Annotated in this window: 12 protein-coding genes; 5 read left to right on the top strand and 7 right to left on the bottom strand. The window is 45.3% G+C overall.

The window, feature by feature from the left end; genetic code table 11:
* Positions 1 to 66: 66 nt before the first annotated feature.
* Both JUB15_RS07855 and JUB15_RS07850 read right to left on the bottom strand, forming a co-directional pair.
* Positions 67 to 1,641: a helicase HerA-like domain-containing protein gene (locus JUB15_RS07855; RefSeq protein ID WP_207511908.1), complete on the bottom strand. Its 1,575-nt coding sequence runs from the start codon at positions 1,639 to 1,641 to the stop codon at positions 67 to 69.
* 384 nt (positions 1,642 to 2,025) lie between these two features.
* Complete coding sequence (locus tag JUB15_RS07850; protein WP_207511907.1) at positions 2,026 to 2,397, bottom strand: co-chaperone GroES; 372 nt, start codon at positions 2,395 to 2,397, stop codon at positions 2,026 to 2,028.
* A gap of 163 nt (positions 2,398 to 2,560) precedes the next feature.
* On the opposite strand from JUB15_RS07850, the gene JUB15_RS07845 reads away from it, so the two are divergent.
* Positions 2,561 to 3,262 carry a response regulator transcription factor gene (locus tag JUB15_RS07845; protein WP_014223080.1) on the top strand — a complete coding sequence of 234 codons (702 nt, stop codon included), beginning with the start codon at positions 2,561 to 2,563 and terminating at the stop codon, positions 3,260 to 3,262.
* A gap of 224 nt (positions 3,263 to 3,486) precedes the next feature.
* Here the strand turns inward: JUB15_RS07845 and ruvB are convergent, their stop codons facing one another.
* Entirely contained in the window at positions 3,487 to 4,524 is a 1,038-nt protein-coding gene (ruvB, locus tag JUB15_RS07840) for a Holliday junction branch migration DNA helicase RuvB (RefSeq protein ID WP_207511906.1), read from the bottom strand.
* Positions 4,525 to 4,673: 149 nt separating this feature from the next.
* On the opposite strand from ruvB, the gene JUB15_RS07835 reads away from it, so the two are divergent.
* The gene (locus JUB15_RS07835; RefSeq protein ID WP_207511905.1) at positions 4,674 to 5,321 is read left to right on the top strand and encodes an NADPH-dependent F420 reductase; all 648 of its coding nucleotides are present in this window, start codon (positions 4,674 to 4,676) and stop codon (positions 5,319 to 5,321) included.
* Between the two features lie 57 nt (positions 5,322 to 5,378).
* Positions 5,379 to 5,663: a hypothetical protein gene (locus tag JUB15_RS07830; protein ID WP_207511904.1), complete on the top strand. Its 285-nt coding sequence runs from the start codon at positions 5,379 to 5,381 to the stop codon at positions 5,661 to 5,663.
* A 9-nt stretch (positions 5,664 to 5,672) separates the two neighbouring features.
* Here JUB15_RS07830 and JUB15_RS07825 read toward each other — a convergent pair whose 3' ends face one another.
* Entirely contained in the window at positions 5,673 to 6,155 is a 483-nt protein-coding gene (locus JUB15_RS07825; protein WP_207511903.1) for a DUF1203 domain-containing protein, read from the bottom strand.
* A gap of 86 nt (positions 6,156 to 6,241) precedes the next feature.
* Positions 6,242 to 6,949, bottom strand: coding sequence for a peptidoglycan DD-metalloendopeptidase family protein (locus JUB15_RS28590; RefSeq protein WP_207511902.1), 708 nt, complete (start codon positions 6,947 to 6,949; stop codon positions 6,242 to 6,244).
* Between the two features lie 212 nt (positions 6,950 to 7,161).
* Here JUB15_RS28590 and JUB15_RS28585 point away from each other — a divergent pair, with 212 nt between their 5' ends.
* Positions 7,162 to 7,293 (top strand): hypothetical protein, encoded by a 132-nt coding sequence (locus JUB15_RS28585; RefSeq protein ID WP_255539604.1) that lies wholly within the window; start codon positions 7,162 to 7,164, stop codon positions 7,291 to 7,293.
* Between the two features lie 10 nt (positions 7,294 to 7,303).
* Here JUB15_RS28585 and JUB15_RS07815 read toward each other — a convergent pair whose 3' ends face one another.
* Positions 7,304 to 7,792: a hypothetical protein gene (locus JUB15_RS07815; RefSeq protein ID WP_207511901.1), complete on the bottom strand. Its 489-nt coding sequence runs from the start codon at positions 7,790 to 7,792 to the stop codon at positions 7,304 to 7,306.
* Between the two features lie 335 nt (positions 7,793 to 8,127).
* Here JUB15_RS07815 and JUB15_RS07810 point away from each other — a divergent pair, with 335 nt between their 5' ends.
* Entirely contained in the window at positions 8,128 to 9,165 is a 1,038-nt protein-coding gene (locus JUB15_RS07810) for a hypothetical protein (protein WP_207511900.1), read from the top strand.
* Positions 9,166 to 9,248: 83 nt separating this feature from the next.
* Here the strand turns inward: JUB15_RS07810 and leuS are convergent, their stop codons facing one another.
* Positions 9,249 to 12,023: a leucine--tRNA ligase gene (gene leuS, locus JUB15_RS07805; protein ID WP_207511899.1), complete on the bottom strand. Its 2,775-nt coding sequence runs from the start codon at positions 12,021 to 12,023 to the stop codon at positions 9,249 to 9,251.
* Positions 12,024 to 12,193: the final 170 nt, after the last annotated feature.

The following is a 12,193-nucleotide window of genomic DNA, read 5'->3' as shown; positions in this document are numbered from 1 at the left end:
GAAGCGCCTGTGGTTGGGAACAGTTAACAATAGATGATAGGGTTTGATTGCTGCAAATCAGCCTTATTAAAACCAGCTGTTCGATTTTCTGCGAGACGAACTCTTGCCACCCAGGCCCAATGCTCCCAGCAAACTACGGGTTATAACATTGGCGGCAGTACGTCCTATTTGTTTGGTAACCGGGCTTTCCAACACCTTTTCCAGTGTTGACTTTTCTTCCTTCTGGGATGTTCTGGAAGCTTTGCTGGTTTTCTTTTCTTCTTCCTGTTGGGCGGAACGCTGGGCTGCTTCTTCCAGTTTGGCCGTTAATATTTCGCAAGCGCTTTCGCGATCGTCGGTTTCAGCATACTTTTTTACCAGCTTCGATTGATTCACCAGGTTATCTATTTCTGTTTCAGACAACACATCCATGCGCGAACGGGGCGGCACAAGCATGGTATGCACCAATGGAGTTGGAATACCTTTTTCGTTCAGGGCTGTAACGAGCGCCTCGCCTATCCCCAGCTGGGTCAGCAATTCATCTGTTTTATAATATTCCGTCTCGGGATAGTTCTCAGCAGCCTGTTTAATGGTCTTTCTATCAGCTGCCGTGAAAGCACGTAAGGCATGCTGTACTTTCAACCCCAACTGGCTTAATATAGCGGCCGGAACATCCTGCGGGTTCTGCGTACAAAAGAAAATACCTACGCCTTTTGACCGTATCAGTTTTATAACTGTTTCTATTTGTTGTAACAAAGCATCGGTTGCTTCCTGAAACACGAGGTGCGCTTCGTCGATGAACAGTACCAGTTTGGGTTTGTCAATATCACCGGCTTCAGGTAAGGTAGCATACAGTTCCGCCAGCATTTGCAACATGAAGGTTGAAAAGAGCTTGGGACGATTCTGCATATCTGTTACCCGCAGCACATTGATAATGCCACGGCCATCATCAGCAATACGCATGAGATCGTCAATCTCAAAAGAAGGTTCGCCAAAGAACTGATCGGCGCCCTGTTGCTGCAATTCAATTACCTTACGCAAAATAGTGCCGGTGCTGGTAGTAGCGATCTTTCCGTATGTCTGTTCTATTTCTTTCTTGCCTTCGTTGCTTATGTATTGTATTACTTTGGTAAAATCCTTCAGATCGAGCAGGGGCATTTTATGATCGTCGCAATATTTGAAGATCAATGAAACGATGCCCTCCTGGGTATTGTTGAGATCGAGGATCTTGGATAAAAGGATGGGACCGAACTCACTTACAGTAGCCCGCAGGCGAACGCCTTTTTCATTGCTCAACGTCATCAGCTCTACGGGAAAACCAGCGGGTTTATAGTCGCCGCCGATCTTCGACAGGCGTTCTTTGATATTACTATTTTCGGTGCCCGCAGCCGCTATGCCACTCAGGTCGCCTTTGATATCCATCAGTAACACCGGTACACTGGCATCGCTCAGTGCTTCTGAGATCAGTTGCAGGGTCTTGGTTTTACCGGTACCGGTTGCCCCGGCGATCAAACCATGCCGGTTCATGGTTCTCAAAGGAATGCTTATAACAGCTTCTGTTGCCACTTCTCTCGCCAATACTGCTGTACCTATGCGAAAAGATTCTCCTTTAAATGTATAATTATCGTTTATTAACTGAACAAATGCATCTTTATTAGGCATATTTGAATTTTATGGCAGAAAGATACAGGTTTACCCGGAATCGACAAGCCCTGGCCAGCCACAGATGATCTTTTTCCTGAAAGTGTGGCCCCATCGAAAATAGACGCATATAACCCTGAAAATAAAGGAATTAACAGGGACCGGTTATTTGTTTGCCGTTTACCGGGCGCCGGTTTTGTCCGGGTCTTGCTGCAGGCATGAAGAACGCTCATAAATTTTCTAACAAATAAAAAGAGCCGCCTGCCAGGCGGCAAACGACTCTTGATATTTTGTAAGTAGGTGACGCCATTTTCAGGGCCAGCTATTGAGCGTATACGGGGAAAGCATTATCTCTTTAGCATATTATCACAACTTGTCCCGCTTTGCAGGATTACCACATTGACCCTAGATGTCCTCTTCCCTTTCCAGCATCAAAATAGCACTTTGCGGAACGATGTAATACTTGTCATTTTCGTACAGCACTTCAGTAGCCCCGCTTAATAAAAAGATCGCCAGATCGCCTTCTTTAGCCTGTAACGGAACATATTTAACCTGTTCTTCGCTGCTTTTCCAGGATTCATCTTCTACCGGCAGCGGAATGGCGTAACCAGGGCCGGTTTTAATTACATAACCCTGTTGCACTTTTTCCCGTTCCCCTACGCCGGGCGGCAGGTACAAGCCGGTTTCTGTACGTTCATTTGGTTTAGCTGGGCGGATCAGTACTCTGTCACCAATGACAATAAGTTTCTTGAATTTGTTATCAGTTGTCAAACGCATATGACCATAATTAAAGATGTAAAATTAACCAATTAACTGTTCATACTGTTTATTTGCCTTTCAACCTGTTAACAGGGATTATTAACAAAAAATTACACGGTTATTGCCGGTTATAGCAAATGATTTAACTTTATTTACACTATCGAACTAAATCTACATCACAATGGAAGGAAAGAAACCCAAAATTTTATTATGCGAGGACGACCAGAACCTGGGAATGGTGTTGAAGAATTACCTGGAATTGAATGATTTTGATGTGACGCTGGAACGTGACGGTCGCCTTGGCCTCGCCGCTTTTCAACGCGAAAGATTTGATCTTTGCCTGCTGGATATAATGATGCCCCATATGGATGGGTTCACCCTGGCGGAAGAGATCCGTGATGTGGATCCCGATATCCCATTATTTTTCCTCAGCGCCAAAACCATGAAGGAAGATATCATTCAGGGTTATAAACTCGGCGCCGATGATTACATTACCAAGCCTTTTGACAGCGAGGTACTGTTGCTGAAAATAAAAGCTATTTTGAAAAGGAATGAAGAAGTGAATAAAGAACAGGAGAACAAGGAATACGACCTGGGCGATTATCACTTCAACCCCAAATTACGCGAACTGAGCCACAGCGGTAAAACACAAACATTATCGCCCAAGGAAAACGAGTTGTTGAAGATGCTCTGCGAGCATATGAACGACCTGTTACCCCGTGAGCAGGCCCTCAAAAAGATCTGGGGCAGCGATACGTATTTCAATGGCCGCAGTATGGATGTGTATATTGCCAAACTACGCAAATACCTGAAAGACGATGACAGCATTGAGATCGTGAACATTCACGGTAATGGCTTCCGCCTGGTAGTTCCGGTGGCGTAACCCTCAGAACCGTTTACAGTTTTACATCATACCGTTTTAATAAAAAAGCTGTGTATTTCAATACACAGCTTTTTCATTATCGTGAATCGTCAATCGACAATCGGCAATCAATCGACAATCGTGAATCGACAATCGTGAACAGCTCGCGAACTTTAAGATTAACAACCTATCTTGCAAACCCGAAATTTTTCAGCCTTCAGCCTTCAGCCTTCAGCCTTCAGCCTTCAGCCTTCAAACAACAAATTGGCTCCTCCGGCTCCGGGTGCTATTCTGCCCAAATGAGCATACGCTTTATGGGTTGCCTCACGGCCACGCGGTGTGCGTTTTAAAAAGCCCTCCTGAATCAAAAAAGGCTCATACACTTCTTCCAACGTGCCGGTTTCTTCACCTACGGCCGTAGCAATCGTGGTAATGCCAACGGGTCCGCCCTTGAACTTATCAACGATGGTAAGCAGGATGCGGTTATCCATTTCATCCAGTCCATGCTCATCAACATTCAATGCCTTTAAACCATGTTGCGTTATGCCCAGGTCAATAACGCCATTTCCCAATACCTGCGCAAAATCGCGCATGCGGCGCAAGAGGCCATTGGCAATACGTGGCGTGCCGCGGCTGCGCCGCGCAATTTCAGCGGCTGCATCAGACGTTATTTTTGTGCCCAGAATGCCGGCTGAACGCTGGATGATCTTCTGCAATGTATCGGCCGTATAGTATTCGAGGCGAGATTTAATTCCAAAGCGCGATAATAACGGAGCAGTCAGCAATCCGCTGCGGGTGGTAGCTCCAATTAAAGTAAAAGGGTTCAACGTTAGTTGTATGCTGCGGGCATTGGGACCGCTATCGATCATAATATCGATACGGTAATCTTCCATAGCCGCATACAGATATTCTTCTACCACCGTGCTCAGGCGGTGTATCTCATCAATAAACAACACATCCCGCGGCTCCAGGTTCGTAAGCAACCCTGCCAGGTCGCCGGGCTTTTCAATGACCGGTCCGCTCGTTTCCTTGATATTTACTCCCAGCTCATTGGCTACGATGCGGCTCAGGGTGGTTTTACCCAAGCCGGGCGGGCCATGGAACAGGATATGATCCAGGGCTTCATCACGCATTTTAGCCGCTTTGATGAATACGGTCAGGTTCTCGATGATCTGTCCCTGCCCCGAGAAATCGTTTATTTCCTGGGGCCGGATATTATTCTCAAACTCTTTATCCGCTGCACTCAGCGACTCTCTGTTGTTATTTAAATTCGGATTGGCCATCTGTTATACACCTATTTGTAAAACTACACAAATGTAAGCGAGTTAACCAGGCAAACACAAAATTCACTAACTTAATAGCAACCAACCAGCGGTTCCGAATAAAAATCATATATGATCACTTACACTTATACCATTAAAATGACCAGATTATGAAAATTGGCATTATTGGCTCCGGCGCTGTTGGCCAGAAACTGGGCACCGCCTTTTTAACGGAAGGACATGAAGTTATGCTGGGCACACGTAACCCTGGTAAAGAAGAGGTAAAGAAATGGAAGAAAGACAATCCCAAAGGGCTATGCAGTACGTTTGGCGTAACCGCCCAATTTGGCGAGATCCTGGTACTCGCTGTTGCCGGCTCGGTTGCAGAATCGGCCATCAAATTATCGGGCACTTCTCATTTCAATAACAAAGTACTTATCGATGCCACCAACCCCATAGCTGCTGCCCCACCCAAAGACGGAGTACTCTCCCTCTTTACCGACTCTAATGAATCCCTGATGGAAAAGCTGCAGCAGCTGCTGCCGGAAGCCAGAATGGTAAAAGCGTTTAACACTGTAGGTAATGCACAAATGTATAAGCCAACGGTGAAAGGCGGTCCACCAACCATGTTCATTTGCGGTAATGATGCAAATGCGAAGCGGACTGTAACGGAAATATTAACCGCTTTTGGCTGGGAAACAGCCGATATGGGCAAGGCCGTAGCAGCCCGCGCCATCGAGCCTTTATGCATCCTCTGGTGCATTCCGGGATTCAGGGAAAACCAATGGACACATGCATTTAAGCTGTTGAAAGTTTAAAGGCCAAAAGTTTATAGTTCACAGTTAAAAACATAGTGAATAAGGCTAACTTTGGGTATGAACTTCGAAATCTTTCAACAAAGCCTTACGACCAATACGCCGCCTGCCAACAGCAATGTATACCTTCAATCATTGTGGCATGATGCCAAAGGCGACTGGGAACATGCCCATACATTAATACAGGATGTGCCTGATAAATCAGCCGCCTGGATCCATGCATATCTGCACCGCAAGGAAGGTGATGTTTGGAATGCCAATTACTGGTACACAAAAGCCGGTAAACGCATGCCCGGTTATACCCTCGATCAGGAATGGGAAGAACTGGTGAAAGCTATGCTGTAGGCATACGCTTTATTCGTGAACTCTTTCAATTTTGCAGATGTAGCAACATGCCTGTGCATTGCGGGCATGAAGATAGGCTACTTCCGGTCGCTGAATAAATATACGGGTTATCAGTTCATCCACATCATCGTCGCCAACCAATTGCGTAAAGATCATCTGCTGATCATGACTGTACCCTATAAGTGATAATGGAAAACTTTTTTTATTAGCTTTTATCTCAGGCGGAAAACGATGAATGTCTGCATATGGTTCCACTTCTTCCTTATTGATAAAGACCGGACCCGGTTGGTTATAGGCATTATCAATCTCAAAGGGACTGTGGCTGATCAACAGCCTTCTGTCAATTCCTTTTTTAAATGGTTTAAGCGATACTCTGCAAGGCCCTGACCCTGTAGCCACCTGTTCAATAGCAGGATGATCAAATGCATCTTTGCCGGTTGATCTGATCTGGGCGGCATACTCCTTTGACAACGGCACAATTTTAAATTTCATATTGCTGTACATTTTGAAACACAAAATTGCCAGGATCAATTGTACACGTCAACCCGTTTATTGCTATAAATGCCGGCTTCAATGAATCATTTAAGATACCTGTTCAATTGCAGAATAAGATCGGGATCGGGACAATTGGCTAAGTATTTCTCTCTTTCTGAAAATTTACAAACGCCTGGATAATCACCTTCTTTCAATTCCATATCAAGAATGATCTGGCAGTGCAGATGCGGCGGCCAGTGTCCGTTTTCATGCAATTCCCCGAAATGGCCAATGGTTTGCCCAACAGAAATGTATTGACCCGCAGCTATTGATTGAATGTCGCGAAGACTTAAATGCCCGTACAATGTATAAAACGGGAAACCATCTAATTGATGCAGCAGAATTAACGTTGCACCATAATCGCCAAACGGCGCATTAAAAGCAAAGCTATGCACCATGCCGCCCATAAAAGCATATACAGGTGTACCGGCGAGGCCCCAGATATCGACGCCTAAATGCAGGCGGCGGGGTTCTTCACCCGCTTGTGCGCCATCAAATACGGGGCTTATGCTATAAATGGTTCTGTGTTCGGCATAACCGCCTATGCCATACCGGGAGTTGGTCGATCTCAGTTTCTGCCGGATATATTCACTGAAAACATGCTCATTGCCCAGCGTTTCAGGCGTCAGTTCTTTATTCTGCGCAGTGAAATCCATTGGTAATAAGCGATCTGTCTCCGGCACGAAATCAACTACGCGGTGAAAACTAAACTGATATTTTCGGATGATATTTTCAAAACTGGCTGGCTCCACGAAAAGGGGAATTATAATACACTAATAATCAGGCTTCTGATTCAATTAACTTTTTATCAGAAAATGCTGTATGCTAAGATACGATCATCTCCTTAATAATCAATCAGTAACAGGTGCTTTGATACAGACAAATACGTAGCAGCGCTGAACTTTTCAACACAAATTACAAAATGGCATAATTTCTGACTAAATAAATTAAAACAATGCAGGGTATGGATACGTGGATGATTATATTTTATTTAATACTGGCTGTCACGATTGTGTCCTATACCATTCTGATGAATTACAAAAAGGATCGGAATGAGTATATGGAAACCGGTGACCAGGATGATGTGAAAAAGTGACAAAAATCCATTATTCGAATACATGGGAAACCATCACTTCTTCAGTTGACATTATCTCACTGTAATTGATCTCAACATCACTGATCAATTTTTCTTCCAGCATATTCGCCATAGTTTCAAAGTACAGGATAACGTCTGCACGGAGATTTCGTTTCAGCCATCTGAAGCCGCCGGGTAAGCGGTTTAAAACTTCGCGGTCTTCGAGGTACTCAATGTTATGTATATCCGTAGGCGTAAGTCCCAGTTGCTGCAACTTCGTAAGCAATAAATTAATTGGCGCATTGGTAACTGGGCAATGTTCCTGTGCCAGCTCCGTCCACTCACCGATACCTGTATGTGCGTAGGTAACTATCTCTTCTTTCGTCAATTGAGTGGTTGCCTGTAATAAATGTCCGCAATTGCAGGCGCCATGATGTCCCCAGGCATAATAATTGCCCTTAACCAGGCCGGCGGCAGCTGTTCGCAGACCTTCGATCAACGCTGAATTTGGATGTGCCATATTGCTAATTTCCTAATAAAACAGCTAAGGAAAAAGATTAGTTCATATAAATCACAAGAACCAAATCACAAACACCAATCACAAGAACCAAATCACAAGAACCAAAAAACAAACTCGAATCCAAAAATCCCACGGGAAATGCTGGAGCAATTTGGACTTGATACCTGATATTTTTAATTTCTTTGCTTCCTAGGTCTTGTGATTTGGCATTTGGCCAGGAAATGGTTAAAAATCAGCGTGAAAGGAAATTCTAGTGGAATCGTTAAATGAAAATCGAGGCAAAATATTACCCTTTACCGGGCGTTGTACATTTTTAATAAGCTAAATTAATCGCCTTGGAGACACGTATCATCCTGCTAATGGGCCTGCTGTTTGGTGGCTTCTTTCAACTTTCAACGCAGGCTCAAACCATTACCGGTGCCTGGAAAGGCAAGATCGGTTCGGCCAATGCCGAGTTAAAACTCATTAAAAAAGGCGATAGCCTGCTGGGCACATCTTACTACTATACATCGCGTAGCAATTATATTCGTTATGCAGTTAAAGGCTATTTCGATCCCAACAACAACAGCGTAGTATGGTGGGATGACGCCATATTGGAAGACCGCCTGTCGGGTAAAATTTTTGGCGGAGATAAAGAAGCCTTATTATCAGTGGCTGATTTTAATTGCCCGGGTGAAAAGACCATGCGCCTCGATGGTGAGAGTACCAAACGCGATAACAAAAACAAAACCACCGGCACGGTGGCGCTGCAAAAAATTCCTTCCGCAGGCTTTCATGATGAATGGGATTTTGTATTAGAGAACTATATCTATGGAGCCAATGATCCTGACATCATCGACAGCATAGCCCGGCTGCATTTGGTAAGCAATGAGGTAACTGAAGAAAAAGAAACCACCCTGGAAAGCGCTATTGTAAAACCGGTTCAAAAGGACGACCGGTCCATAGCTGTTACTGCGCCTCCGATGGTTGAGAAGAAAAAACCAGCTCCGGTTCCGGCCACCACGGCAGAGCAAAAATATTCCAGCCGCGAAAAGAAACTGGCTACAGTAATTCCTATTGCCGGCGATAGCATTGAATTGCGGTTCTACGATAATGCAGTGGTAGATGGCGATTCCATTGCAGTTTTCCTGAACGACAAAATGGTATTTGAACATGTTCGGTTGAACAACAAACCCTATACGCTGAAACTATCGGTAAATGATCTGTTGGAAGATAATGAGATGGTGATGGTCGCCGAAAACCTGGGAACTATTCCGCCTAATACGTCCACGATGGTTTGTATGATCGATGGTAAACGTTTTGAAGTGCGTTTGGAAAGTACGGAGAACAGCAGTGCGCTGATCAGATTTATAAAACAAAGGAAGAAACGATAGGCTATAAATATAAGGAGCCTCCGGTATACCAGAGACTCCTAATATTTATTTTTGTGAATCATCGATCGTGACGTGCCAATTGATTAAACAACCACATTCACCATCTTGCCCTTCACATAAATGATTCTTTTGTGCGGCTTGCCTTCCATCCATTTCTTCACCACATCGTTCTCCAACACGATCTTCTCTACTTCTTCCTGCTGTGCATCCATTTGTATTTCAATGGTTGTACGTAATTTTCCATTTACCGAAACAGGATATTCCTTGCTGCTTTCTACAAGATAGATCTCATTCAGCTTTGGGAACTCAGCATCCAGGATGCAGCTGTCGTTACCCAGCAAATGCCATAACTCTTCACTGATATGGGGCGCATAAGGCGTAAGTAAGATCAGTAATTTTTCGAGTATCTCTTTTTTATGGCATTTCAATTCGATCAACTCATTTACACACACCATGAATCCGCTCACACTGGTATTAAACGAAAAACGTTCTGTATCTTCTTCAATCTTCTTGATGGTCTTGTGCAGCACTTTTAATTCAGCCGGAGTGGCTTTTCCTTCGGTCCATACTTTTCCTTTCACCTCGTCATAAAATAAACGCCACAACTTTTTCAGGAAGCGATGCACCCCTTCAATGCCTTTGGTTTCCCAGGGCTTGCTTTGCTCTACAGGGCCCAAGAACATTTCATACATGCGGAAAGTATCGGCTCCATATTTATTTACTACATCATCCGGGTTAACGGTATTATACAGGCGCTTACTCATTTTCTCTATTTCAGTTCCGCAAATGTATTTGCCATCTTCCAGAATGAATTCAGCCGTTTCATATTCAGTGCGCCACTTTTTGAACGCTGGTATATCCAGCTCTACACCATCAACAATATTAACATCTACGTGTATGGCATCGGTTGAATACTGATCTTTCAACCCGTAGGATACGAATTTATTAGCGCCATGGATCCTGTACACGAACCGGCTGCTGCCCTGGATCATTCCCTGGTTCACGAGTTTTTTATACGGCTCGTCATGGCCGATATGCCCCAGATCAAACAGGACTTTAGTCCACATACGGCTGTACAACAAATGGCCAACAGCATGTTCTGTTCCTCCAATGTACAGGTCAACCTGCCCCCAGTAATCGCTGGCTTTACGGCTGCAGAACTCGCCGTCATTTTTCGGATCCATATAGCGCAGAAAATACCAGCTGCTGCCGGCATAACCTGGCATCGTATTCGTTTCCAGGTCACGCGAGGTCCATTCGGCAATATTAGCCAGGGGTCCCTCCCCTTCCGGTCCCGGTTTATAACTATCCACATGGGGTAATTCCAGTGGCAATTCGTTTTCTGATAACGGGTAGGCAATGCCATTTTTCCAGGTTATGGGGAATGGTTCGCCCCAATAGCGTTGCCGGCTGAAAGCCGCATCCCGCATTTTATAATTCACCTTGCGAACGCCAATGCCCATTTCTTCCACTTTTTTAATTACCACTTCCATGGCATCGCGCATTACCATACCATTCAGAAAATCGGAATTCTCCAGTTTGGCATCCTTTGTTGCATTGGCTTCATTGCCGTCGTAATGGCTGCCAATGATATTGGTAATGGGAATATTGAAATGCTGTGCGAATTTATGATCCCGTTCATCGCCACAGGGAACAGCCATGATGGCGCCGGTTCCATAACCCGCCAGCACATACTCACTGATCCATACCGGGATCTCGCGGCCATTGAACGGATTCAATGCATAGGCCCCCGTAAAGACGCCGGTGATCTTTTTCTCCGCCATCCGCTCGCGCTCACTGCGGCTTTTTACGTAAGCGATATAATCTTCCACCGCCTGTTTTTGGTCAGGGGTGGTAATGGATGTTATCAGGTCATGTTCAGGGGCAATTACCATGAAGTCAACCCCGAAAATGGTATCCGGTCTTGTTGTATAAACTGTCAATTGCTCATCGCCGGGGCCTTTCAGTTTGAAACTGATCTCTGCGCCATAACTTTTTCCGATCCAATTGGTTTGCATTTCCTTCATCGACTCGCTGAAATCGATGCGGTCAAGGCCTTCCAGTAACCGGTCGGCGTATTCTGTAATGCGTAAGTACCATTGCCGTAATTTCTTTTTCACCACGGGGTAGCCGCCTCTTTCGCTTACGCCATTGATCACTTCGTCGTTCGCCAGCACCGTACCCAGTGCTTCGCACCAGTTCACTTCGCCATAACCGCAGTAGGCAAGTCGGTATTCCATCAAAATATCCTGCTGCTCTTTTTCTGAAAAAGAACCCCATTCTGCTGCAGTGAATACCCGTTTGCCGGTTTTGGCGATCTGGTATTTGTCATGCGGGATCTCATGCCCGGCATTCCCTTCCTTTTCAAAGATGCTGATCAGGCTATCGATGGGAACGGCCTTTTTTTCCTGGCGGTTGTACCAGCTATTGAACAATTGAAGGAAGATCCATTGGGTCCATTTATAGTAGGAGGGGTCGCTGGTCCGGATCTCGCGGTCCCAGTCGTAGCAGAATCCAATATTATCGAGCTGACGGCGGAACGTTTTTATGTTCTGGTCGGTGCTCACGGCCGGATGCACGCCATGATCGATGGCGTATTGTTCAGCCGGCAATCCAAAGGCATCGTACCCCATGGGGTGTAGTACGTTGAAGCCTTTCAAACGTTTGAACCGGCTGTAAATATCACTGGCGATATAGCCCAGCGGATGGCCCACGTGCAAGCCGGCTCCGCTTGGGTAAGGGAACATATCCAGTACGTAAAACTTGGGTTTCGGGGAATCATTGCTCACTTTATAGGAGCCTGACGCATTCCACTGTGCCTGCCATTTTTTTTCAATATCCCGGAAGTTGTATTCCATATCTTAATCCTTAGTTCTTAGTTTATAGTTTCAAGGTTCATGGTTCAAAGTTATCGGGCTGCCTCATTACGGATCCCTGGCCTCATCAGGGCCCTGTTGCCGCAAAACTTTTCTGCCTTTTTGCCGCTTTTTGGGGCTGCCTTCTTTTTGCCTCACTGTGCCGGTACTTT

The sequence above is a fragment of the Longitalea luteola genome (assembly GCF_017356035.1).
GTDB lineage: Bacteria > Bacteroidota > Bacteroidia > Chitinophagales > Chitinophagaceae > Niastella > Niastella luteola.
The sequence above is the reverse complement of the archived record's forward strand: the minus strand, read 5'-3'. Positions and strand labels throughout refer to the sequence as shown.

Coding starts and splice junctions, on each gene's coding strand:
- JUB15_RS07830 (WP_207511904.1), top strand. CDS start 5,379: ATGAACTTCGAAATCTTTCAACAAAGCCTTACGACCAATACGCCGCCT.
- JUB15_RS07850 (WP_207511907.1), bottom strand. CDS start 2,397: ATGCGTTTGACAACTGATAACAAATTCAAGAAACTTATTGTCATTGGT.
- JUB15_RS07825 (WP_207511903.1), bottom strand. CDS start 6,155: ATGAAATTTAAAATTGTGCCGTTGTCAAAGGAGTATGCCGCCCAGATC.
- JUB15_RS07815 (WP_207511901.1), bottom strand. CDS start 7,792: ATGGCACATCCAAATTCAGCGTTGATCGAAGGTCTGCGAACAGCTGCC.
- JUB15_RS07845 (WP_014223080.1), top strand. CDS start 2,561: ATGGAAGGAAAGAAACCCAAAATTTTATTATGCGAGGACGACCAGAAC.
- ruvB (WP_207511906.1), bottom strand. CDS start 4,524: ATGGCCAATCCGAATTTAAATAACAACAGAGAGTCGCTGAGTGCAGCG.
- JUB15_RS07835 (WP_207511905.1), top strand. CDS start 4,674: ATGAAAATTGGCATTATTGGCTCCGGCGCTGTTGGCCAGAAACTGGGC.
- JUB15_RS07855 (WP_207511908.1), bottom strand. CDS start 1,641: ATGCCTAATAAAGATGCATTTGTTCAGTTAATAAACGATAATTATACA.
- JUB15_RS28585 (WP_255539604.1), top strand. CDS start 7,162: ATGGATACGTGGATGATTATATTTTATTTAATACTGGCTGTCACGATT.
- leuS (WP_207511899.1), bottom strand. CDS start 12,023: ATGGAATACAACTTCCGGGATATTGAAAAAAAATGGCAGGCACAGTGG.